Below are 25405 nucleotides of genomic sequence, written 5' to 3'. Positions count from 1 at the left end.
GAAAAACATAAATATTAATTAAATCTAACTATGAAACTAATAAAAAACGCAGTACTAGTTTTACTCACAAGCTTAAGTACCCTTCTTACGGCACAAGAAACCGGATTTTCTGAACTATTACAAAATATTGATTCAAGAGAAAAAACGTCATTAAATGGTATGTGGGATATGATTGTTGATCCACTTGAGAATGGATATTACAACCATAGGCTAAAACCAATGGATAATGGTTATTTCATGAATGCCCAAATGGAGTCTCCGTCAGACCTTATAGAATATAATTTTGAGACCAGCCAACAGTTAATGGTTCCTGGAGATTGGAATACACAGCTAGATAAGTTGTACTATTACGAAGGTACTGTTTGGTACAAAAAAGATTTCGAGTATACTATAGATACCGATAAACTAGCTTACTTGTATTTTGAAGCTGTAAATTATGAGGCTATCGTATACCTTAATGGGGAACGCCTAGGTTCTCACGTTGGAGGGTATACTCCTTTTCAATTTGAAGTTACCGATAAATTAAAAGAAGGTAATAATTTTGTCGTAGTAAAAGTAGATAACAAACGAAAAGCAGAGAATCTACCTACGGTAAACCAAGATTGGTGGAATTATGGTGGAATTACAAGGGCTGTACATTTAATTAACACGCCTAAATCACATATTGATGATTATTCAATTCAGTTACCAAAAGGGGTTACTAATGTTATTACAGGTTGGGTTTCTGTTACTAATGGAAAAAATGGTGATGCGGTAAGCATAGCTATTCCTGAACTAAAAAAGACTGTACGTGCAGTTCTAAAAGACGGTAAAGCTGAATTTTCGATTAAGGCGAAGCCTAAACTTTGGAGCCCGACCAGTCCTAAAACGTATGAAGTTGTTGTAAAAACAGAAACAGATGAAATTACCGATCAGATTGGGTTTAGAACCATCGCTACAGAAGGGTCTAAAATCTTATTAAACGGAAAACAAATCTTCTTAAAAGGAATAAGTATTCACGAAGAAGCACCGTTTAAAACCGGACGTGTAGTTTCTGTAGAAGAATGTAGAATATTATTACAATGGGCTAAAGAATTGGGATGTAATTTTATTCGTTTAGCACACTATCCACATAGTGAAGCTATGGTACGTGAGGCAGAGAAAATGGGTTTTCTAATTTGGTCTGAAATACCTGTATATTGGACTATTCAGTTTGATAATGAAGACACTTATGCGAATGCTAAAAACCAGCTTACAGAGATGATTTCAAGAGATAAAAACCGAGCAGCAGTAATATTGTGGTCTATGGCGAACGAAACACCTGAAGGCACATCTAGATTAAATTTCATAGGGAATTTGGCAGAACAGGCGCGAAAATTTGATGATACACGTCTCATCACAGCAGCTTTGGATACCCAAGGACGCGGTGAAGCGGGTAATTTAATTGAAGATCCTCTTGGAGAAGTTGTTGATGTTATCGGCATTAATAACTATTGTGGTTGGTATGCTGGTACTACAGAAAGCTGTGCTTCAATAAAATGGGCTAGTGCCTATAATAAGCCTATGATTATGAGCGAAGTTGGTGGAGGTGCCCTTTTTGGTTTACATGGTGAAAAGAATGAACGTTGGACGGAGGAATACCAAGCAGAGGTTTACAGAACCAATATTGAGATGATGCGGAATATTGATTTTATAGCCGGTTTGTCTCCATGGATTTTGATGGATTTCCGTTCTGCAAGACGCCCTTTAAAAAGAATTCAAGATGACTTTAATAGAAAAGGATTAATTTCTGAACAAGGAATGAAAAAGCAAGCCTTTTTTGTATTACAAGATTATTTTCTTAAGGAAAACAATTAGGACTTTATGATTCTAAAATAGACCTTAAAAAATAGTTGAAATAGAGTTCTCAACATATACTAAGGGCTTATTAAAACGATACATAAAAACTACCGCTAATTGCTGTAGACAAGATAGCCTAAGGTGTTAAACCAATGGGTTTGGCCTGTAACGCTAAACCTTAAAAAAATTGAATTTAATTTTTTTAAAGAACAAATTATAATAAAAGATTATGCGAAGTGCGAGGTTGGAAACTCTATGAATTTCAACCCCGCATAACGCTTATTTTAAGTGTCTTGGTACCCTAAAAAATAGATGAAAATAGTAGCATTTACGTGATTAATCTTAATTTTCATGGCTCTTACGCCAATAAAATTGAAACACCATTTAAAATAAACGATGCTTATAGTTTTTATTTAATTTCCATAAAAAATAAACGGTAAGAGATTATATATTCTTAAGAACCGGAGCAAAAATACATAATCTCTTTAAAAATTGACTTGGTAACTTCTAAACCTAATTAGGAATTAGAAAAAATAAATACTCCTTAAATTCCAAACGGACTTTTACGCGCACTATCTAATAGGCATTTACGCTGATCTTTATAAAACTGTAAAAACATTTTACCTACACCTGTTTAGCGAACAATTACGCGTATCTTAAAAGGACAATACTAAGGAACTGGAACTCTAGGGTATGAAACGTTTAACCATAACATGTTTCGAAAATGTTTACTTTAGTCGCCCCTAGAAAAATTTGTGTTATTATATTGCCCCTGTTTTCCTTTGAAAATTATCGAAAGCAAACACGTAATTGATCATAAAGATTAAAATTTAGCCTCCTATGGCTACAATCCCTTAATGTATTAGGTCATAGAATTTTACATTAAAACAGTAAAGAACAACATTATATAATTATACAAAATAATGAAAAACTTAAGAGAACAAACTGATGCTAAAATTGCCGCTGGACGAAAAGCTAATCCAGAGTTCATGGAAGGTGTTGATGCTATTATTAACAAAGCAAAAGAATTTCAACAAGGAAATAATGCCATAAAAGTTGGCGAAAAAGCTCCAATTTTTGAACTACCTAATCCTGAAGGAAAACTGATTTCTCTAGATAGCTTATTAGACAAAGGTCCTCTTGTTATCACCTTTTATCGTGGTAATTGGTGTCCATATTGCAATTTACAACTTAGAGCCTTGCAAGCCCGATTAAACGATATTCATGCACTAGGTGCTACATTAGTTGCCATAAGTCCGCAAGTACCCGATGGATCTATGACAAAAAATGAAATTAATGATATGGGTTTTATTGTATTGTCTGACCAAGATGCAAAAGTTGCTTCGCAATATGGTATAGCTTGGGAAGTTCCTGAGTTTTTAGCAGAACATATGCGTGTAGATCGCGAGCTAGATTTAGAAAAAATAAATAATGGTAATGGTCATATTTTACCAATACCGGCTACGTTTGTGTTAGGAAAAGATGGAGTCGTACAATGGAACTATGTTAATGTTGATTATAGAATACGTTCCGAGCCAGATGAGGTTGTTGAGGCCTTGAAAAACCTGTCATAATTACATTCTAGAAACTCAATCAATATGGGGCTAGGTGTTTTTTAATGTAGTGTACTTAAAAAAGTAAAAAACAAATAATGCCCTATTATTATCGAGGTAAACCAACAAAATACTGTAACGTTTTAGATATAAAAACAGACTCCCTATTAATTGATGAGGGATATTCAATAACTGAACTAAAGCGAATTTTAAAAAGACATTATCTCAACAATGGCGCAGTTCCCTATTATGCTGAATCACCAAATAAAGCCTTTATTCAAGTCACTCTTAATAATTCAAAAAATGGAAAGCAACTCAAAGAGTTATTAATAAAAATAACCCGTTCTTTTGACAAAGTAAAAGAAGAAGTAAAGGACACTATAGAACTAAGAATTTTGTTTGATTATTTGACTCCAATGCCACCACCTCCGTTGCCTCTATTCCATAGCAATAAAATAGAAGAAGATTAACACCTATTTTATATAAAAACTAATATACCCCTAAAACGTCTACTAGGAGAAAACATATAACAATACACTAATAATTATCATTACGAAGATTTTATTATTTTTAAAAACTCAGTTTGTATCTGTCAATAACTAAACTATTTATAAAAAGCACTACGCTTTAACTAGTGAATCTTTAGCAGCAATCAGCCCTATAAAAAGCCAAAAAGAAGGTGTTTAGCGTTTGGAAAGGTATATTTAATGCTAGCATTAGAAGATAAAACAGTAGGTAAACATTAAATGTACATCGCACCAAACTTATTTAAGTGAAAGTAACACATGTGAAAATACTTGTAAAAAAATGATACAACAAATTACAGATGATGAGCATAAATCATCATTTTGAAAAAGAAACCTGCATATCACAAAAACAGGTAGTAATGTTAGGACTGTTATTTAATTCTAAGTTTTCTCTATATTTAAGCGTTGGTTTTCTTAACGAGAAGTAAATCAAAATAAAAGGTATCCCAACGTGCGTAGACAGAAACGAAAAAAAATAGTTGCTTCCACTCCACTCATACAAAAGTATCTAATTCAACTACGAACCATACAATTTGAAATCAAACATCATTAAAATGCATAAAAAAACGCTCACATCAGTTGCAACGTTCTTAACACTTGGTATTTTTTTAATACTAAATAGCTGTGGTAATACTGAAAAGAAAACGAATACAACAACACCCAGTACGGATGATAAAGAAGTTAAAAAAACCGTTTACGCAAGCGACGTTATTCCATTTTTTGAGGACTGGAAATTAATTTTGGGTGACGGTTCAAATGCGGGTATTGCAACTAATTTTGAAGATAAAAATTTCTTTTATACCGCACATGATAGTGATAGCGATTGGATTGTTTTTAAGGCACCAAATGGTGGAGACACGCATGGAACGTCTAATAACACAAGAACAGAATTAGCGCAAGTAAAAAAATGGTATCCAAAAACTGCTAATGATAAATTGACAGCTACTCTTAAAGTAATGAATGTTTCTGCTACAGGAGATGCTAGAGTTGCAGCATCATACGCTGTAGTAGTGGGTCAGATTCATAGCGCTGATGCACATGAAAACGAACCGCTTAAAATATTTTACAAAAAATTCCCAGGTCACACTAAAGGTGCTGTTTTTTGGCATTACGAAATTAATACGGCAGGAGATGATAATTCTGGAAGATGGGATTATTCTTCTGCCGTTTGGGGCAATGACTTTTCTGTTGTGGGTACTGGTGAAAGTACTTATCCCGATGAACCTAAAGATGGCATTGCTTTAGGTGAAGAATTTAGTTATGAAGTTGAAGTTAAAGACGGTATGATGACTTTGAAATTTACTAGTGAAGGACATGAAACCAAAACGTTTACAAAAAACTTGATAGCATCAGAATATACAACAACTGCAGACATCCCTAAACAAACCCAAGAGTTATTTGTACCAATAGGTCAAGACGGAGTGGAACGCAAAGAAGCTTACACAGGCGAAGGTTGTTTCTTTAAGCTTGGCGCATATAACCAAACAAATGGAAAATCTCCTGAAGTAAATAAAAACTGGTGTTCTGGTGCGGAAACCCATGGAGGTGATATTCAAAAACAATATGCAGATGGAAACTATGCTGAGGTTTGGTTTAAAACAGCAAGTATATCTGTGAGTGATGCCGCAGTGTCTAATGAAGGTTATTTCACTAAAAATGATTTGAAATAAAGAATTGTATAGACTAAGCTGTGCAGTAAATTGCTCATTAATTGTGTAGTAGATTAAATTTAGCCTTCTTTTCTGCTATTAATTTAGTTTTAACTAACGTACGTAAGAATACATTTAGTACTTGCAATAAGTACAAAGTAGTTGATGAGAAAAAATGACCCGTTCCGTTTCTGTTTTTGAAAACACGTGACTTATTAAATAATATTTACAAAATAAAAAAAAATATTTATAACGATAAGTAGTAATTTTACTTTGATTATTATCGTTATTACTATAAGAATATATATGAAAAATAATACTAAATTAACAGGTAAAAACATCCTTATTACTGCTGGTGCACAAGGAATTGGAGAAGCTATCACGAGACATTTTATTGACAGTGGAGCCAATGTTGCCATCCACTATTTTTCCAGTGCTGATACGGCAAACCAATTGGTTGAATACGCAACTAGTAAAGGTCAAAAAGCAGTTGCTATAGCTGGTGACTTAACAAAAGAAGCCGATGCGAATGCCATGGTCGAAAAAACAATAGCAGCTTTTGGTAGTTTGAACATCTTGATTAACAATGCAGGTTCATTAGTTGCACGTAGAATGCTTAACGAAATGGAAGCTGAATTCTGGCACAAGGTAATGGACATAAACCTTACCTCTATGATGTTCGTAACAAAAGCTGCAGCTCCTTACCTCGCAAAAAATGATAACAGTAGTATTGTTAACTTGGCATCACTAGCTGGCCGTAAAGGTGGTCATCCAGGGTCTCTTGCTTATTCTACCAGCAAAGGTGCTATCTTAACCTTTACAAGAGCACTTTCTGCAGAATTAGGACCTCAAGGTACTCGAGTAAATGCTGTGTCTCCGGGACTTATCCTGGGTACTTCATTTCATAATACGCATACGACAAAAGAATCAGCAGCTGCAACAACAGCCGGAATTCCAATCCAACGTGCAGGTAACGCAGATGATGTAGCGCGAGCAGTTTTATATCTTGCTTCTGAATACGATGGCTTTATTACAGGAGCTACATTAGACATCAATGGTGGCGTTTACAACATGTAATTAATTGTTTAAAATAGGAAATACTAAGCGCTAAATATGCTCCTAGTATTTCTTATTTCCATTTTTCCTAAAGATATATTTATGCTAAAAACTCCAGTAATACACCCAACCATTATGGAAGCGCTTGCGCGTTCTGGCCATTTTGCACAAGTAGTCATTGCAGATGGCAATTTGCCGGTCGGTGCCATGACAGGTCCTAATTCTACCACGGTACACCTTAACTTTCGTCCTGGACTATTAGATGCACTTACGGTACTTGAAGGCATATTAGAGGTATGCCCTGTTCAAGGTGCAATCGTTATGGAAAAACCTGCAGAAGCGAATGCTGAAATACATGGTGCTTATAAAAAATTATTAGGAGAGGTAACTTGGGACGAGATGGAACGTTGGGCTTTCTATGATAAAATTAGAGAACCAGCCACCACCTTAATCATTCAAACAGGTGAACAACGCCGTTTCGCTAATTTGATTTTAATTGTTGGTGTCGTAAAAATGGCTGAAGAAAGTCGTTTTTAGTACTTTGTAGTTTATTTCCTGAAAAAGAAACCGTAACACTTTAAAAAAATAAAAGAATTAAAAAACCTGATTAGGCTGTAATTTCTATGGGTAAAACTCTATTCTGTGAACTTACTCCCTCCTTCTTAATATGGTAAAAGAATAAAAATGAATACTAGATTTTTACTTATATTTTTTTTATTTTTTATAAATATAGCCTTTTCTCAACCTGGTAATAGTACTGTTGAAAAAAATATAAACCATTTTTCAGCAAAAGAAATTCAAAATTGTAAAAACTCTCCTAATTTCTATAGATGTTCCTTTATCATAGATTCGACATCTCATTTAGAAAAAATTAAAAACTTATCTACTTTTAAATCTCTATCTCTAATTATTGATTTACCGAAATTACCTAAAGAATTTTCTAATATAAAATTTGATAGTTTATCTACTTTAAATATTTATGCTGACTCACTCCTTCAAAATTTAAGCGGGCTACCAAATTTATCCCAATTAAAAAATCTAAGGCTTAATTTTTCAGGTAAAAAACTTCCTAAAGAATTTGTGCTCCTCACTTCCTTGAAAGCTATAAGAATAGTTGCTCCTAACCTTGAAAATATAAATGTTTTATCAGCGAGTACCACCTTAGAAAGTCTTTATCTTAAAAGCAATAGTCTTAAAACCCTTCCTGTATTTAAAGCTCATAATAGAATTAATGACTTCACTTTATCTGTTGGTTCCAATTTTAAAGATTATACTAAAATTAGTGCATTAAAGAAACTAGAAAGGCTAACTATCGTTGGTGGAAGTATGCGTGTTTTTCCAGATAATTTTAGTGAAAAATTAAATTCACTTAATCTTTCCAGCTTACCTTATTTAAAAGACGTCTCAGGTATTGCAAATTATCAAAACCTTACTACCGTCTTTCTCAAAGGAACTGGTTTAAGAAATTTAAAAGGTGATTTTTCTAAACTACTTAAATTACAAAACTTTAGTTTCTCCTACAATGATTCTTTAAACGCTATAGACGGGATTAATACTTTTAATACATTAGATCACATTGAAATTATAGGGCTACCTGCATTAACAGATATCAATCTTGATATGAGTTCTTGTAATTTTAAAACTATCCGCTTAGAAGAGCTTAAAAACCTGCAAAATATAACGGGCATTGCAACCTGCAAATCGTTAGAATCCTTAGCAATAGGCCAAACTAAATTGAAAAACTTACCCAAGAACTTTTCGGATTTAGAAAACCTTAATGAACTGAATTTTAGCCATAGTGAAATAGCTGATATTTCTGAAATTAAAAACATGAAATCCCTAAGAAGCGTTCGGTTTTATGAATGTAATCAGTTAAGAGAAATTCCGCTTTCGTTTTCAAGCAATTTAGCACTAACGGATATACACTTAGAATTTATGACACGCTTAAAGTTTCTATATGGATTAGGAGGATTAAAAAAATTGAAAACTTTGAAAATACGTGCTGTAAATAATCAATTTACATTCCCTGAAAATTTAGAAGCGTCTAATAATATTGAAACAATAAGTATAGAAAGTACCACCAATAGTATTCGTTTTATAAAAAACCTTAAGCATTTAAGACAATTAAAAGTATCAATGTATACTTTATCAGAAATTCCATCTTCTCTTTATTCAAACAGTAACTTAGAAGTATTTGAATTTTATGTAAGTTCAGTAACAGATTTATCTTCTCTGGTACAATTTACAAAACTTAAAGAAGTATACATAAAACATAATCCTTACCTTATTAAAATTCCAGATTTAACAAATTTCGACGCTTTAATAAAAGTTGATATTAGGTATAATGATCGCTTAAAAATATTAAAATCTTCCACGTATATGCCTGATTGGCAGATAGAAAATAATGGAACTGCATATGAGTAAAATAAGTAGTTAATCAATTTATAAAAACAATAGTTTAGTTGTTATTAAATAAACTATATATTCCCTTTTTTAATTTTCCAACCTTTCAAAAAGCAGTTTAAAACATAAGTTAAATACACTGTAAGAAAATTAGCATTTTAATTTTAGGCATTATCCTAGTACTCTCTTATCAAACAAACGGTCAGGAGAACAAAGAAAGCTATAGTAATTTGGTCTCCTCAATTGATGCTATAGTTCATAAGCATGAATTTAATGGTGTTATTTTAGTCGCTACAGACACTACTACTATTTATTCTAATGCTGTAGGTTTTTCAGATTTAGATCCTAAAACTAAGATTAAGTTTAGTGACCAATTTGTTATTGGTTCCATAAGTAAACAGATTACCGCAGTTCTAATTTTACGAGAATTTGAAAAAGGCAATCTTAGACTAGAAGACACGATTCATAACTATCTTGAAAAAATTAAGCAGCCTTGGTCCAAAAAAATAACTATCCACCATTTACTTACGCATACACACGGGATTTCAGATATAGAAAAACCCCTTGAATTTACTGAGGGAACGCAATTTAAATACTCGCAATTAGGGTATGAATTACTTGCTCAAATTCTTGAAAAAATTACAGGTAAAAGCTTCGAAATAAGTGCTACTGAACTCTTTGAAGAACATAAGCTCAAAAATACATTTCACCCACAGCATAAAAAATACCATAATCTTGTTAAAGGATATGTTGAAAATGAACAAGGGATTTTAATTTTTGCTCCTAATAGTTTAGAAAATTATGTTCCTGCAGGAGGATTTATTTCTAATGCAACGGACTTAAAAAAATGGAGTCAAAAACTGTATTCAGGTCAATTAGTTACCAAAGAATCCTTAAAACTAATGACCACTAAATATGCCACAAGAATCCATCCTATTTTTGACACTGGGGAATATGGTTATGGTTTACTTTTCAAAGAAGGAGAAGAGAATATTCAAATTGGAGCATTAGGTTATTCACCTGGTTTTGTATCGGCCTGTTATTATTACCCACAGGATAAAACACAGGTTATTGTCTTAGAAAATAATGCGAGAGATTTAGGTAATTTCAAAAATACGTTCCGAGTCCACACAGCAGTAATGGATGCTGTTAAAAAACAAAGCCTACGCATTGCCAATCAATAAAGTCTAATTGCTCATTTATCACAATAAATTACTATCAGAAAGTAATATTTTTTTAAGGTTCTTACTAGGTAGTTTGTAGCTATACTCTAAAAAATAGACAAAAGATATATTAACAAAAAATCCTTATAAAACTCAATGAGGTTTTTGTTTTTCCTTCTACTTATCGTGAATTTTCTATTTTCTTTTGTAACTATTTAAAAGTTATTGGAACGTTAATTTTGAACCTTTATGAGGAGATACATAAACAACAATTAAAAAAGAATAAATTACTTATCTACAACTTTATTTAGCGCGAAAACTTCTTATTTAATGCAATAATCTTCACTCTTTTATTTAGTATTTTTACGGTTTAAGACAGCGATTACCTACGAACAATAAAATTGATTAGAAAACGTGAAATTAAAGCGTAGAAAAAAATTAGTAAATTACTTAAACATTTTAGATCAACCCGTAAAATTTAACCCTTTCGTTTTTAGCAGGTCTTTTTTGTTATGGGCATTTCTCGGTTTGATAGGTGGTATAATCGCTGGTATTTATTGGATTGTACTTGAATTTTTAACACATCAACTAGCCTTTTTTGATGGTTGGCTCGTCATCCCCTTAATGGCAACTTGCGGACTATTTGCAGGTTTGATAATTTACTTCATTGGAGACCCTGGAGAAATAAATTTAATTGTTAACAACATAAGATTTAATAAAGGAAAGCTTGACCCAAAAAACAACCTATCAATGATACTATCTTCATTGTTGTGTGTAGCTTCAGGAGGTAGTCTTGGACCAGAAGCTCCATTAGTACAAATAACGGGCTCAACGGGTACATGGATTGGTAAAATTTTTAGACTTAAAGGGGAAGAATTAAGATCATTAAGTATTGCGGGAATGGCTTCTGGTTTTACGGCTTTATTTGGAGCTCCTTTAGGTGGAAGTTTATTTTCGCTGGAAATACTCCATCATAAACATGCGGTTGAATATTACAGGGCAATTATTCCTGCATTTGTCGCTAGTTGCTTTAGTTATTTGGTTTTTGCTCTCATAATTCACTTAGGTCTTGGCCCAACATGGGATTTATCTGCATATAAATATTCAGGAATTTTTGATTTTGGGTATGCAGTTGTATTTGCAATTATAGGAGCCGCTTTGGGTTGGGGCTTTATTTTTTGCATCAAATTTTTTAAATTCGTTTTTGAAAAATTACAAATACCGATTTATATCAAAACTTTTATTGGTGGTATTTTACTAGGTAGTATAGCTTATTATTTTCCAGTAACCAGATACTTTGGACATCATGAAATTAATGAATTACTATTGGGTGATTTTTCATTGAAGTTACTACTCGCTATTTTAATTTTAAAAATCATTGCAATTTCAATAACTGTAACGTCAGGTTGGCGAGGCGGATTTATTATTCCTCTTTTTTTTGTAGGAGCAACATTAGGACTTATCATTCATAAAATATTCCCAACAATAAACCTATCCTTAGCAATAGTTAGTTGTATGGCTGCAATAAATTCCTGTGTAACACGAACACCTATGAGTACCACTATCCTACTTGCTACTCTGACAGGTTTTGGACACTTTATTCCGATATTATTTGCGAGTTTAACAGGGTATTTTTTAGCTCCTAGAATACCTTTTATTAGTTCTCAAATGGAGAAAGAAGAAGAATAGAATGTATTCTCCTCACGCTACCCTAACTTGTTTTACATCATCTTTAATTATTACTTTGAAGTATAAGTACCATAAAAAATGCCTAGAAAATTCATTCATTCTCTAGGCATGACACTTAGCTAAACTGCTATCTTTTCTGCAACTTCCATGCGTTCCCAATTACGGTGTTTTGCTATTGCTGCAATGAAATCTTTTGCGCCTTTATTTATTAAAATAGCCTTATCTTTTTTATATTTTGCAAATGCACTAGCATCAATTAATAATTCTCCTTCATCGTCGGCAGCAATTGCTTTACAATGCTTAAAACCTTCATTGATAAACTTAGTAAATTTAGAGGTATTCAATAAAGCAGCTACAGATTTTTTACCTCCAGGAATATAAATAGCATCAAACAATACACTCTCTGTTGTCATAATTGCAGCATCAACTTTATATTCCATTTTTTCATCACACACCACTGTACCACCATGAGGCGCTACAATTTTTACGACAGCATTTTCTGCTTCCAGCGCTTTTTTCATGGCATCAAAATCTTTCATATGAAAACCATCAGAGACTAAGAATGCAATTTTCCGTGTCGCAATGGTCTCAAATTTTGTATGAGCCTGACTCAATTCTGGAGATTCCTCTAAGTATATCTTTTTCTTTTTAGGTTGATGTTCCTCAACATTAGCATTGGCACCAATAGCTTGGTTAATTGGCCGTTCTATATCATCCGGCACTTTCATTCCAAGATTCCCTGCCACTTCATTTGCTAAAGCCTCATCAATTTGAGCGATAAGCCACAACATACGTTGTTTTATATGATCATGAGTGCACTTCCCTAGTTCAAAAGAATACGCGCCTATCACATGATTTTTTTCCCAAGAAGCTAAACTTCTATAAAATAAGGCTGGTTGAGAAAAATGGTCACTAAAACTTTCGCTGCGAGATCGTATTTTATCTGCATCGATTCGCTCTTGATACGATTCAAATCCGCCTTCCTCAACAGAAGATAAATACGGACAACCACCTCCTAAAGAATTTGGAAAATATGCGGTATTTCCTTTCGGAATTTCCATTTGCATGTGTCCGTCTCTTTGATTGTTATGCACGGGAGCAATAGATTTATTAATGGGTAACTGATGAAAATTATGACTCCCTAATCGTGATAATTGTGTGTCTCTATAAGAGAATAAGCGTCCTTGAAGTAACGGATCATTGGTAAAATCTATACCTGGCACAATATTCCCTGGTAAAAAAGCAACTTGTTCTGTTTCTGCGAAAAAATTATCAGGATTTCTGTTTAAAACCATTCTACCTATGATTTTTACAGGAACCATTTCTTCTGGAATCAATTTTGTAGGGTCGAGTAAATCAAAATCGAATTTATGCTCGTCTGCTTCTGGAATAATTTGAAGTCCTAATTCCCATTCTGGAAATTGTCCTGAATCAATAGCCTCCCACAAATCTCGTCTATGAAAGTCAGCGTCTGCTCCACTAATTTTTACCGCTTCGTCCCAGGTTACCGAATGGACACCCATTTTTGGTTTCCAATGAAATTTTACAAAATGTGCTTCCCCTTTTTTATTTATCAATCGGAAGGTATGAATTCCAAAACCTTCCATCATACGTAGACTGCGAGGTATACCCCGATCACTCATGACCCAAATATGGTTGTGTAGTGTTTCAGTCGTTAAGGATACAAAATCATAAAAAGTATCGTGAGCAGATGCTGCTTGCGGAATTTCATTGTTCGGTTCAGGTTTCACTGAATGTATTAAATCCGGAAATTTCATTGCATCTTGAATAAAAAAAATAGGCATGTTATTTCCTACTAAATCCCAAGTCCCTTCTTCCGTATAGAATTTAACAGCAAAACCCCTAACGTCTCGTGCTAAATCTGTGGAGCCTTTTGAACCTGCAACCGTAGAAAACCGTGCAAAAACAGGAGTTTTTCTAGCGGTATCTGTGAAAATACCTGCTTTAGAATATTCCTCAATACTTTCATATAATTCAAAATAACCATGTGCCGCGCTACCTCTAGCATGTACAATCCTTTCTGGAATACGTTCGTGGTCAAAATTGTGGATTTTTTCTCTTAACAAAAAGTCTTCAAGTAACGTGGCTCCTCGAGGACCTGCCTTTAAGGAGTTATTGGTATCATTTACCTTTAATCCTTGTCGCGTTGTTAGTGCCTTATCGTTATAATCTACCCTATAGGTATCAAGTTGTTTATCTTTTTTTGTGGTCTCCTTATTATCTTTCATTTTTTGTGGTTTTAGAATACACTATGTGCACTCTTAATCTTTGATAAAGCTATAGGGAAGTTTTTATTTTAAATGACTTAAAAAACAGAAAGATTAACTCAAATGCGAAATAAAGACCCACATTTTTTTTAAGAAAATATGGAAAAAAAGAAAAGCCATTGCTCACAAAATGACTTTTATACTATAAAATATTGAAATCCTATTTATTCACGATAAAAGCATGAATTACTCCTGGTAACCAGCCAATTAGTGTAAGAATAAGACTCACAAGAAATGTAGTTCCTAATCCATGTTTTAGGAATACCGCTAATGGCGGTAAGAAAATATTTAAAAGTATTGTTACTATTGACATAATTGTTTGTTTTTAGTTTTCACAAAATTAGTTTAGACACTTAACATAGATTAACGCAATCTCCAAGATTTTTTGCTGATATACATGACGCTAGATGTAATAATAGAAATATGTATAAGAATGCTATCTCCTATTGTAAGTTCTAAATATGCACTATCTATTAAATTAGAGTTGCAATAACACATGAGTTCATTTTTCTGATTTTTTTAGTTCCATCAATTAAAAAATTCATTAAATTACAGGAGCAGAAAAGCTTAAAAATCATTAGAATTATGACCGATAGTAAATTTAACCTGTGGTTAGTTGATGACGATGAAGATGACAGAGCTTTTTTTATAGAAGGCCTTGAGAGCTTAAATGTAAATTTTGAATTAGAAGAATTTATAAATGGTAAAGAAGCCGTTTCTTTTTTTGAGGAAAACGTTTCCGTAATTCCTGATATGATTTTTTTAGACTTAAATATGCCTATCATGAATGGCATAGAGTGCTTGGATTATATTAGAACTCATGAGCGTCTTAAAAATGTAATTATAGCCATGTATTCAACTTCATCTTCTGGACAAGATATACAGTGTTGCTATGAAAAGGGGGCCAACCTTTACATCATTAAACCAAATAGGTTTCAAGATTTAAAAAATTGTATGAAGAAAATTTTAAGTATGAACTGGCCAGATTTCTTATGCAACTTTAAAAAAGAAGACTTTATTCTTAAAGCTTAACCCAGCTTTATTAAAGCATGAACATATGTAGCAGGTATCTTTTATCCAATTTTAATGCCCCAAAGAGATTACGGTAGTTTTTCATTCTTTAGCATCAATCATTTTCTATAAACAAGTTTTTCTTTGTAAGTAAGATATCGCCATAGGCTGTATCAACTCAACTTAACAATTCACTACGTAATACTTAGAACCCATGAGCAAGATATTAAAAGAAAAAGATGAAAAAGAAATAGGACGGCCAGGCCTAGAGGTTAATATGAATGAAAAACCTGAAATAATAAAAGACAGTTATAAGGGTAGCGGAAAATTAGAAGGTAAAGTTGCATTAATTACAGGTGGTGATAGCGGCATTGGCCGCGCAATTGCTGTACATTTTGCAAGAGAAGGTGCAGATATTGCCATTGCTTACCTTAACGAGCGAAAAGATGCTGAAGAAACGTCAGAAATGGTCGAAAAAGAAGGAAGAAACTGTATCAAAATTAGTGGTGACCTTAAAAATTATGCTTATTGCCAGGAGTTAATAGAAACTGTTATTAAAACCTATGGAAAAATAGATATTCTAGTGAATAATGCGGCTACCCAATATGTGGAAGAAGATTTTTCTAATATATCAGTAGAACACTTAGAAGAAACTTTTAAAACCAATATCCTGTCAATGATATACCTTACACAGCAAGCATACCAGTACATGGAAAAAGGTGCTAGGATAATTAACACCACTTCTATTACAGGATACAAAGGTCATAATGAATTAGTAGATTACGCTTCTACCAAAGGAGCGATAACTTCTTTTACACGATCCTTATCGGCGCAATTAGCACCAAAAGGAATTCTTGTAAATGGTGTGGCGCCTGGTCCTATTTGGACTCCTTTAATTCCTGCAACTATGACAGACATTGGCGAATTTGGAAAAAATACTCCGCTAGGAAGATGCGGACAGCCTTCAGAAGTAGCACCAGCTTATGTCTATTTAGCAGCAGAAGATTCCTGCTATATGACTGGGCAAATTCTACATATTAATGGGGGTATTGTCGTTGGTGGCTAAATTAAAACAACTCAAAAATCCCAAATATCTCATTTGGGATTTTTTAATATTTTTATACTAAACAGGTACATTTATTAAATTACTCTCCCAATATCTCCTCATCATCTTCCTTTAAAGTTAAAGGATGGTCTTTTTCTCCTAATCCAACAATTCTGATGATATTAACAACGGTATTGTAAAGCATCAGTACAACAACTATGAGTGCAGAACTTAGAATGCTAGAAACAATTAAACTTGCGTAATATATAGCATTGAACCAGTTGTTTGGTACATTGTCAGATTCCGTAATTGGTAAATTAAAAATTAAAAAAGACATCAAGGCCATTATAAATACTCCGGTTACCGTTTTAGCAATTTGCAAAACAGATAGGTAATGATCTCTTTTTAATTTGGTATTAGATCCAGAACTTAAACTTAATAAGGTTAAAAGCAATGCCAAAATAGTGGCAGAAGCTAGTACAATTGTATTGCATAACATATTTAGGCCTGATAAGGAATGTTTGATTAAAACTTTTGCCTCATACCCGCTTAGTTCTCCTAATAAGAAGGTTCCTGTCATAATGATGAGTAAAGAAATTATGCCCCCAATAATTGCTCTTTTTGTGTAGTTACTTATGTTCATTGTTCTCTCGTGTTTGTGCCACGAAAATTACTATACTTTCTATATTAGTATTATTCTATTCCGACCAAGATTTAACACAATCGATAAAAAATAAATTTAAAATATAGTCCCATGAACAAGAATTTTTATAGCTAAAAAATTAATGCTTTTTTAAAATTTTGGGTTAACAAAAAAACCTTTTGAGGTAGTGCTACTAAAGTTCTAGAGCTACTTTAGGCTAGCGTAAATTGAATCTAAAAAATAAAAAAAATGGCTGAATTAGAATATAAAGAGATGGATATGACCATAGACAAATCTCGGGGAATGGGAGCTGTTTTAAAAGAAGGTAAAACTACTTTTAGGGTTTGGGCTCCAAATGCAGAAAAAGTTTATGTAATGGGGTCTTTTAACGACTGGAATAGAACAAATATGCCTCTTGGGCTAGAAGAAAATGGGTATTGGGCAGCTGCTTTTGATTCGGTTAAGGAAGGCAATGAATATAAATATATTATTCATACGAATAATCAAGAATATGAACGCAACGATCCATATGCTTTTGAAGTTACTAGTAGTATTGGTAATTCTATAGTTAGAAAACTTGATTTTGATTGGGGTGCTGATACGTTTAAAATGGCTAGTTGGAATGAACTAGTAATTTATGAACTCCATGTGGGCACATTTAATAGAAAAGATGCTGATAAGGTTGCCAATTTTGATAGCGTTATAGAAAAATTACCCTACTTACAAGACCTAGGAATAAATTGTATAGAATTATTACCCGTTGCAGAATTTGCAGGCGGAATTTCATGGGGTTACAACCCCGCACATCCATTTGCTATTGAACAAGATTATGGAGGACCAGATGGTTTTGCTAGATTAATAAAAGCTGCTCATGAAAAAGGAATTGCTGTCATCATCGATGTTGTGTACAATCATTTAGGTCCGTCTGATGTAGATTTATGGCAGTTTGATGGATGGGGAGAAAATGATAAAGGGGGAATTTATTTTTACAACGATCATAGGAGTCAGACCCCTTGGGGAGATACTAGACCCGATTATGGTAGACCTGAAGTAAGACAATATCTTAGAGATAATGCCTTAATGTGGATAGAGAAATATAAATGTGATGGTTTGCGCATGGATGCTACTTCTTATATAAGATATGAAGGAGGCGGACTTGGGTATGATACTGAAATAGAAGAAGGTAATATTTTAATGCGCGATATAAATGCAGAACTACAACAGAAATACCCTCAGGTATTGACGATAGCAGAAGATTTAAAAGGTGAAAATAAAGTTACAGATGCTATTGAACATAATGGATTAGGGTACGGGAGCCAATGGGATATGAATTTTGTACATCCTGTAAGAGAGGTTTTAGAAGATACCTATGACAATTCTAGAGATTTGCAAAAAATAGTAGATGCGCTAGAATTTAAGTATGGTAATGATGTATTCACAAGAATTATCTATACAGAATCTCATGACGAAGTTGCCAACGGCAAAGCTAGAGTGCCAGAAGAAATACAACCTGGAGAGGCTGATAGTTCCTTTGCAAAAAAACGTGCCATTCTTGGTATAGCATTAACACTAACTGCTCCTGGTATTCCTATGCTTTTTCAAGGTCAAGAGTTTATAGAAGATAAATATTTTCAAGATACAGAAGCTTTAGATTGGGGAAAATATGAAAAACATCAAGGCATACAAAAACTAGTGCGGGACTTGGTGTTCTTAAGAACTGGTAAGGAAGATAGAACCGCAGGATTAAGAGATCAGGGTATTAAAATAGTTCATTTTAATGATGAGACTAAAATTTTGGCCTATATCAGAGAAGATAGAAACCAAGAAGAACATGTACTTATTATTATGAACTTTAGCAATATGGATTACATAGATTATGGAATTGGTCTAGAAGATAATCATGATTGGAAACTGCGTTTTAATAGCTCTTGGAAAGGGTATGATTCTGATTTCTCAGATTTAGAAATCAAAGGAATTAACCATGTGGAAGAAGAAACAGATGGGCAAAATTGGACAGGAAAATTAACCATCCCTGGTTATTGTTGCCAAATTTACACCCTATAAATTATAAATAAACGGATGAGTATAACCCTTATTACCCACTATACTGTAGTTGGTTTTTAGGGTTTTACTTTTTTACTTTGAGTTCGTTAGAAAATAAGTTGAACTGTAGGTTTAATTTGAATTAGAAACTAAATAAAGCATGGGCATGAAAAAAAGCTTAGGGATTGTAGGAAGTGGTCCAACAGCCATTTATATTTTAAAAAACTTGGCTGAAAATATAGCAATTGTCTCAAAAGAACTTAAAACAATTTATGTATTTGAAAAGGAAGATAATGCGGGTGTGGGTATGCCTTATTCAGAGAAATATACAGAAATGTGTAATATGTCTAACATTTCATCAGAAGAAATTCCAATGCTAAGCCAGTCGCTAGCTACTTGGTTACAAAGGCAGTCCGTTGAGCATTTAAAAACATTGAGTTTAACACCTTACGAAATTTCTGAAACGGCAATTTATCCAAGACTAGTTCTTGGTCACTATTTTAAAAGTGAATACGAACATTACCAAGAAATTTTAAGAAATGCAGGTATTACTATGAAAGAATGCTGTAACTCAGAGGTAGTTGACATTGTCAAAAAGGGCGATATACCAAAATTTGAACTAAAGATTCTAAATAAAAAATCAGTTGAATGTAATTCGGTCATTATCGCTTCAGGTCATGAATGGATCAATGATGATCATCCTGAAATAGGTTATTTTGCATCTCCTTGGCCTATAAACAAAATACTACCCAAAAAAGGAGATTATGACAACTACACCGTTGGTGTTCTGGGGGCTTCTTTAAGTGCTTTTGATGTAGTTTCTTCTTTATCCAGAAGACATGGTCATTTTACAATTAATGATTCAGAAATTGAATATATTCCTGACAAACATACGGAGGAATTTAAAATTGTTTTACATGATTTAAATGGCTGGCTTCCTCATTTACAATATGAACAAAAAGAGCCCTTAAGAGAGGTGTATAGGCATATAACCAAAAAAACATTGCTTGATTTGGTTGATGAAAATGGGTTTCTAAACTTAAACACTTATTTTGATTGCGTATGTAAACCTACCTTAAGAAAAGCGTTATACACTGATGAATTACTTGAAATTGTTGCATTACTAAAAAATGAAGATTTTGGAATTCTAGAATTCGTAAAAAAAATGTCTGAGATGCACGAGTATTCAGATCCTTTTAAAGGGATGCAATCAGAATTAAAAGAAGCCCAAAAAGCGGCAAACTTAGAAGAACCCGTTTATTGGAAAGAAGTTATTGATGATCTTATGTATACCTTAAATTTTCATGCAGAATTATTATCTGCCGAAGATCACTATATTTTTAATACCGAAGTGATGCCATTTCTACTAAATGTAATTGCTGCAATGCCATTAGAGTCTGCAAAAATAATGCTAGCACTTCATAGAAAAGGAAAATTAGAACTTAAAAAAGGTGCGGTCAAGATTCTAAGTGCTAATTCTAATGATAAGAAGGAAACGGTAATAGCAGTGGCAAGTGAAAAGATTTCATATAAAAAATTTATTACGTGTTCTGGTCAGAAATCCATCTCATTAGACAATTTTCCATTTCAATCTTTAGTGACCTCTGGTACTATTAGTCCTGCAAAAAGTAAAGTGGCTAATATTAAAAAAATGTATGCTTTAATTGGTGATAAAAGCCAAGATAATCTTATCAAAAATGAAAAAAATTGGTACTTAAGATTAAAAGGGATTGGTGTTTCTACCAATTTTCAAATAATTGATGTACAGGAAAATCCAGTTCCGTATGTATATGATTTATCCTTTACACACACTTCCGGTTTAAGACCCTATTCTTTTGGATTGCAAGCATGTGAATTAGCAAGTAGCCTTGCTGTTGGCCATCTCATCAATGAATTTAAAGCTGACGTTGAATAGTAAATAATAAACTTGAAAAAAAAACTAAAAATAAAGAGCGTAGTTAAGTCTAAAGCCTACCTACTCTCTTTATAGTTTTCATTAATTAGCATTTGTTGTTGTTGCTCTATATTTAAAAATTAACAATAACATCAAACCAATCAAGCAAGTAGAAATTCCGTTTGTAATAAGTATTGGATAATCTTTAAGAAAAAAACCATAAGCAGTCTATAACGAAACCCCTAGAATTCATACAATAAACATCCATGTTGAGACATCATTTACTTCTTTTGTCTTCCAAGCCTTTATAATTTGAGGTAGAGCAGCACCTGTAGTAAATACACGTGCTAAAACCCAACAATTTCTTCAAGTTCCATAAGAGATCATTAAAGCTATAGTTTTCTCAAATGATTTTTTAGAACCTCTTCTTCATCTTCAGAAAAATTATGCGCTTTAAGAACCACCTCATATTTTTGCCTTGCCACATCTTTAAAAGTTTCTATCTTTCCTTCTATTTTCTCATTAGATATTGCCCCTTTATTAGTAGAAATCATTGCGATGAGATCTTGTAATTCTTGTTCTGTTGGATTTTTACATTCAATGTATTTGCCGCCTAAATTGTAAATAAGTTGTATCATTTCTTTATATAATTCTTCAAAATGATTCTTCTTCTTTTCATAGGTATCTTTTAAAGCTGTATTACTTTCTTCTGAAAGCTTTTGATATATTTCTTTTAATGATAAATGGATTTCTGTAATCTCATTTAACGCATCATTTATTTCTTGATTCATCTTCCTTTATTTTATAGGTTTATACGAACAGCAGTTATTCGCTTTAAAGAACAACTTCTGTCTCTATTAAAAATATTGCAAAAAAAAGATATTTATGAACCCATTTAAACAAAAAATGAACCCTGATAATTTAAGTTGTCCTTTTTTAGAAGACGTAAAATCGCATCAAATTTGAATATCCAAAAAATCAATGGTTTATTAATCAATAAAACACCTAATTTTTGGTATACAGTTAATCAGGAACAAGTGTAAGTATTAACTTTATTGCGATGCGTTATTGCACTATATTACTTAACAACCAAAGCAACAATTATGATACTTCCTGTACTGATACAATCCACAAATTCTCCCATACTTGATAAACTTTTAAATATTGACCAACAGTCTATAGCATTGATTACTCTTTCTGCCGTAGGTATTTATTTGGCTATTATTATATACACACGATTGTTTGGAAAGAGAAGTTTCTCTAAAATGTCTAGTTTTGATTTTGCAATGACTGTATCTATAGGATCTATGGTTGCCACGACCATATTATCTAACACCGTGAGCTTAATAGAAGGTGCCATAGGTCTCGTAATTGTTTATGGACTCCAATTAGCAGCAGCATACTTTCGTCGTTATAAAAAATTTAGGGACTTAATAGATAACCAACCAACGTTACTAATGGATGGGGAGCTTATCTTGAAAGAAAATATGAAAAAAGTACGTGTTACAGAAGGAGATTTACGCTCAAAACTCCGAGAAGCAAATGTGGTGAAACTTTCTGAGGTTAAAGCTGTCATTTTTGAAACTACTGGAGATATGGTTGTACTTCATAAAAACAATGAAGACCAAATAGACCCATGGCTTCTAGAAGATGTCGGGAGATAATCCCTTATGATCCACTTAGATTTTTAAGAGCATCAAAAACAATCTAAGCAGCATATCATTAGAACCCTTATTGTTCTCATGTTCCTATCAGTGCCACATAATTAAAAACTAAAGCTATACATCAAAATAACTACCTCTAAGAAGACAAGGGTAAATAAAGCTTGAATTCTGCACCTACACCTTCTTTGCCGATGCCAATAATAGTACCATGATGATTCTCTGCAATCTTTTTTACAATTGCTAAACCAATACCTGTACCCTTATACTCTAATTTTCCGTGTAAGCGTTGAAAAAGTTCAAATATTTGTTCTCCATATTGAGGAGCGAACCCTATGCCATTATCCATAAAGGTAATTTCAGTATAGGTGTTTTCTGGCAAAAGATTTAGATGTTCTAGATGTTCTCCAGAAACTTGCAATGTCTTAATTTTAATAATTGGGGAGACACCTTCTTTTGCAAACTTCATTGCGTTTTCTAAAATATTTTGAAAAATTTGCCGAATTTGAAAAGGAATTACGGAAGCCGTCACCAAAGCATCATATTCTAAGCTTGTTTTAGTTGCTTTAATTTTATCAGAAAGCGTATCAATAACATCTTTTAATAACACCTGTAAATCTACTTTTTCAAATTTAGCTTCGTGATTAGACGTACGGGAAAATGCTAACAAATCTTCAATTAGTGTCCGCATGCGTTCTGCCGAACTAATAATCTTATTAAAATCTTGAACACCTTTATCCGATAAATTCTCTAAATCTCTGCTCGCTACTCTATCTGCAAACATTTGAATTTTACGCAATGGCTCTTGCAAATCATGGCTAGAAACGTAGGCAAAAGCTTCTAATTCTTTATTTCTATTTTCTAAACTTCGAATGGAGAGTTGCAGTTTATCATTAGCTTCTTTCAATTGATTGGTTCTTTGAATAACTTGGTTCTCTAAATTTTTAGAAAAAAGCTCTGTCTTTTGTCTTGCTTCTACACGATCTGTAACGTCTGTTGTTGTAAACATTATGCCACTTACGGTCCCGTCTAAATCTCTCAAAGGAACATAATCATAATCTACATAAAACTCCCAGCGACTCCCTTTTTCTTCAAAAGTTACATAGGACTCTTTTTCTGAAACTGGAATTCCGGTATCTAATATATGATGCATAACCTGAGGGTATTTAGAATCCTTAAGGTTTGGAAATAATTCTAATAATCCTTTCCCTTCTACTTCATGCATTTTTTTACGCCAAAAAGTCTTTAATAAACTATCATTAGCCATTTCAACTTTTAACTCATAACCTCGTAGAATTCCCATTGATACAGGAGATTGCATTACAAAATTTTTGAATTGTCGTTCCGATTCTTCCAACTCAAATCTGGCTTTTACCGCAGCTGTAACTTCAAAAGCTACCAGCATTATTTCAGAAACTTCTCCTTGATTAAGTACGGGTTCAAAAATAAAATTGAAATACCCAGTTTCTTTTATTCCATTACGCTCCAGAACAAACGGATATTCATTACCATATTGGGCCTTTTTTGTTGCTATAAGTGCTTCAAATATTGGAATTATACCTTCTTTAATCTCTGTTAAAACACTAAACAATGGTTGGTTATGGGATTCTTCTAAGGTTTTTTGCCAGATAAGTAACGCCATATCATTAACTACATTAATGACATAATTATCTACACTTAATATACATATTCCTACAGGAATTTCTTTCACCAAACGTCTAAAGCGACTTTCATTAACTCTTAATTTTTCTAAACTCTTTTGTTGATCGGTAATATCTTGTAAAGTTCCATTAAAACGATATGCTATTTTGTCTTCATTAAACCATGCTCTCCCTAGTGCTCTAACGTATCTTTCCTGTCCATTTTGTTTATTTCTTATAGTATAAGTAATATCATATTTACCGCCAGAGTTAAAATCAAAAACATTGAGAATAGTAGCATTAACTCTTTCCCGGTCTTCTTCAATAATAGCATTTGTAGCTTGGTATAATTCTATTTCTTCTTTAGCATCTAAACCAAACCAACCTTTTATCCGGTCATTTGTCTTTAGTTTATCATTCAAAGGGTCATAATCCCATGTTCCTAAATCTGTAGCATCAATGGCAAATTTAAGATCGTCTTCGCTTTTTTCTAGTTTTTTTACTGCTTCAACGCTAGCGGTTGTTTCTGTGCATATGGTGAGTACTCCTGAAATTACATTAGCTTCATTTTTAATAGCACTATACCCAAAAGTCCAATAAGCATCTTCTAGTGTACCATTTCTATTAATAGGCAGAAACATATTTTCACGCCAAGTTGGTTTTCCATCAGTAATTACCCCATCTAACAAAGGACCTAAGGTACTCCACATTTCACTCCACGCCTCTTCCCCTTTCATCCCTAAAATACGAGGGTGCTTCCCTTTACTTCCTAAACTAATTCTGAAGGCATCATTATAAAAACAATAATAGTTTGGTCCCCAATACAATAACATGGGATAGTGAGAATTTAATACCAGAGACAATGTACTTTTTAAACTTTGGGGCCATTTTTCAGGAGCTCCCAATGCAGTGTCACTCCATGGATAGAGACGCATAAGTTCTCCCATTTGCCCTCCATCCTCTAGAAAAGTAATATTTTCATGGTTTAATTTGTCATTCATAAGTAATAGTACTACAAAACTGTTAGTGTATTCTGAAAATTGTATGTATAAAATGATGTATTGTACGGCTACTAATTTAGTCCGCTCTTATAAAAATATGTTAGGCCGCTACCAAATACTTGTAATTGATGAATTAGACGTTGGTACGCTTTAAAAAAGGACCTCATATCTCCTATAATTAAAAGTATTGCTTCCTTTCATCAAAATCCTATTCAAATCTAAAAATAATCTAGAAAATTTTAGTAAAAAAAATAATAAATACGTCTCTATTTCTGTGAGTAAATAAAACGGCTTTAAAATAAAATTGAGAAAATCAATTCA

At 33.0% G+C, this 25405-nt stretch carries 19 protein-coding genes and 1 pseudogene; 14 read left to right on the top strand and 6 right to left on the bottom strand.

The window, feature by feature from the left end:
• The first annotated feature begins 30 nt into the window (after window positions 1-30).
• The 9 genes from CELAL_RS17870 to CELAL_RS17830 all read left to right on the top strand — a co-directional run bounded on the left by CELAL_RS17870 (window position 31) and on the right by CELAL_RS17830 (window position 11858).
• Complete coding sequence (locus tag CELAL_RS17870) at window positions 31-1836, top strand: glycoside hydrolase family 2 protein (protein ID WP_013552295.1); 1806 nt, start codon at window positions 31-33, stop codon at window positions 1834-1836.
• 905 nt (window positions 1837-2741) lie between these two features.
• Window positions 2742-3392 (top strand): peroxiredoxin-like family protein, encoded by a 651-nt coding sequence (locus tag CELAL_RS17865; protein ID WP_013552294.1) that lies wholly within the window; start codon window positions 2742-2744, stop codon window positions 3390-3392.
• Window positions 3393-3469: 77 nt separating this feature from the next.
• Window positions 3470-3841 (top strand): hypothetical protein, encoded by a 372-nt coding sequence (locus CELAL_RS17860; RefSeq protein ID WP_013552293.1) that lies wholly within the window; start codon window positions 3470-3472, stop codon window positions 3839-3841.
• A 611-nt stretch (window positions 3842-4452) separates the two neighbouring features.
• Entirely contained in the window at window positions 4453-5568 is a 1116-nt protein-coding gene (locus CELAL_RS17855; RefSeq protein ID WP_013552292.1) for a polysaccharide lyase family 7 protein, read from the top strand.
• A gap of 285 nt (window positions 5569-5853) precedes the next feature.
• Window positions 5854-6624 (top strand): SDR family NAD(P)-dependent oxidoreductase, encoded by a 771-nt coding sequence (locus tag CELAL_RS17850; RefSeq protein WP_013552291.1) that lies wholly within the window; start codon window positions 5854-5856, stop codon window positions 6622-6624.
• A 36-nt stretch (window positions 6625-6660) separates the two neighbouring features.
• Window positions 6661-7140: an RbsD/FucU domain-containing protein gene (locus tag CELAL_RS17845; protein ID WP_013552290.1), complete on the top strand. Its 480-nt coding sequence runs from the start codon at window positions 6661-6663 to the stop codon at window positions 7138-7140.
• Window positions 7141-7287: 147 nt separating this feature from the next.
• Window positions 7288-9027 carry a leucine-rich repeat domain-containing protein gene (locus CELAL_RS17840; protein WP_013552289.1) on the top strand — a complete coding sequence of 580 codons (1740 nt, stop codon included), beginning with the start codon at window positions 7288-7290 and terminating at the stop codon, window positions 9025-9027.
• A gap of 209 nt (window positions 9028-9236) precedes the next feature.
• Entirely contained in the window at window positions 9237-10190 is a 954-nt protein-coding gene (locus CELAL_RS17835) for a serine hydrolase domain-containing protein (RefSeq protein ID WP_013552288.1), read from the top strand.
• Window positions 10191-10583: 393 nt separating this feature from the next.
• A complete protein-coding gene (locus CELAL_RS17830; RefSeq protein ID WP_013552287.1) occupies window positions 10584-11858 on the top strand; it encodes a chloride channel protein in 1275 nt (424 codons plus the stop codon).
• Between the two features lie 119 nt (window positions 11859-11977).
• Here CELAL_RS17830 and CELAL_RS17825 read toward each other — a convergent pair whose 3' ends face one another.
• Together CELAL_RS17825 and CELAL_RS17820 are read right to left on the bottom strand one after the other, a co-directional pair.
• Entirely contained in the window at window positions 11978-14107 is a 2130-nt protein-coding gene (locus tag CELAL_RS17825; RefSeq protein WP_013552286.1) for a catalase, read from the bottom strand.
• 199 nt (window positions 14108-14306) lie between these two features.
• Window positions 14307-14459: a YqaE/Pmp3 family membrane protein gene (locus tag CELAL_RS17820; protein WP_013552285.1), complete on the bottom strand. Its 153-nt coding sequence runs from the start codon at window positions 14457-14459 to the stop codon at window positions 14307-14309.
• A gap of 272 nt (window positions 14460-14731) precedes the next feature.
• Between CELAL_RS17820 and CELAL_RS17815 the strand changes: the two genes are divergently transcribed.
• Together CELAL_RS17815 and CELAL_RS17810 are read left to right on the top strand one after the other, a co-directional pair.
• Complete coding sequence (locus CELAL_RS17815; protein WP_013552283.1) at window positions 14732-15178, top strand: response regulator; 447 nt, start codon at window positions 14732-14734, stop codon at window positions 15176-15178.
• Window positions 15179-15371: 193 nt separating this feature from the next.
• On the top strand, window positions 15372-16223 hold the full coding sequence (locus CELAL_RS17810) for an SDR family oxidoreductase (RefSeq protein ID WP_013552282.1): 852 nt from the start codon (window positions 15372-15374) through the stop codon (window positions 16221-16223).
• A 79-nt stretch (window positions 16224-16302) separates the two neighbouring features.
• Here CELAL_RS17810 and CELAL_RS17805 read toward each other — a convergent pair whose 3' ends face one another.
• Complete coding sequence (locus CELAL_RS17805) at window positions 16303-16845, bottom strand: hypothetical protein (RefSeq protein WP_013552281.1); 543 nt, start codon at window positions 16843-16845, stop codon at window positions 16303-16305.
• 249 nt (window positions 16846-17094) lie between these two features.
• Between CELAL_RS17805 and CELAL_RS17800 the strand changes: the two genes are divergently transcribed.
• A complete protein-coding gene (locus CELAL_RS17800; RefSeq protein WP_013552280.1) occupies window positions 17095-18909 on the top strand; it encodes an alpha-amylase family glycosyl hydrolase in 1815 nt (604 codons plus the stop codon).
• Window positions 18910-19054: 145 nt separating this feature from the next.
• The gene (locus CELAL_RS17795; RefSeq protein ID WP_013552279.1) at window positions 19055-20803 is read left to right on the top strand and encodes an FAD/NAD(P)-binding protein; all 1749 of its coding nucleotides are present in this window, start codon (window positions 19055-19057) and stop codon (window positions 20801-20803) included.
• A 228-nt stretch (window positions 20804-21031) separates the two neighbouring features.
• On the opposite strand, the pseudogene CELAL_RS22880 reads toward CELAL_RS17795, so the two are convergent.
• Both CELAL_RS22880 and CELAL_RS17790 read right to left on the bottom strand, forming a co-directional pair.
• Window positions 21032-21112 (bottom strand): annotated as a pseudogene (locus CELAL_RS22880) (PQ-loop domain-containing transporter); the annotation flags it as partial.
• Window positions 21113-21174: 62 nt separating this feature from the next.
• Window positions 21175-21573, bottom strand: coding sequence for a hypothetical protein (locus tag CELAL_RS17790; RefSeq protein ID WP_013552278.1), 399 nt, complete (start codon window positions 21571-21573; stop codon window positions 21175-21177).
• Between the two features lie 312 nt (window positions 21574-21885).
• Here CELAL_RS17790 and CELAL_RS17785 point away from each other — a divergent pair, with 312 nt between their 5' ends.
• Complete coding sequence (locus CELAL_RS17785) at window positions 21886-22446, top strand: DUF421 domain-containing protein (RefSeq protein WP_013552277.1); 561 nt, start codon at window positions 21886-21888, stop codon at window positions 22444-22446.
• Between the two features lie 136 nt (window positions 22447-22582).
• On the opposite strand, the gene CELAL_RS21650 is transcribed toward CELAL_RS17785, so the two are convergent.
• Entirely contained in the window at window positions 22583-25084 is a 2502-nt protein-coding gene (locus tag CELAL_RS21650; protein WP_013552276.1) for a PAS domain-containing sensor histidine kinase, read from the bottom strand.
• Window positions 25085-25405: the final 321 nt, after the last annotated feature.

The sequence above is a fragment of the Cellulophaga algicola DSM 14237 genome (assembly GCF_000186265.1).
GTDB lineage: Bacteria > Bacteroidota > Bacteroidia > Flavobacteriales > Flavobacteriaceae > Cellulophaga > Cellulophaga algicola.
The sequence above is the reverse complement of the archived record's forward strand: the minus strand, read 5'-3'. Positions and strand labels throughout refer to the sequence as shown.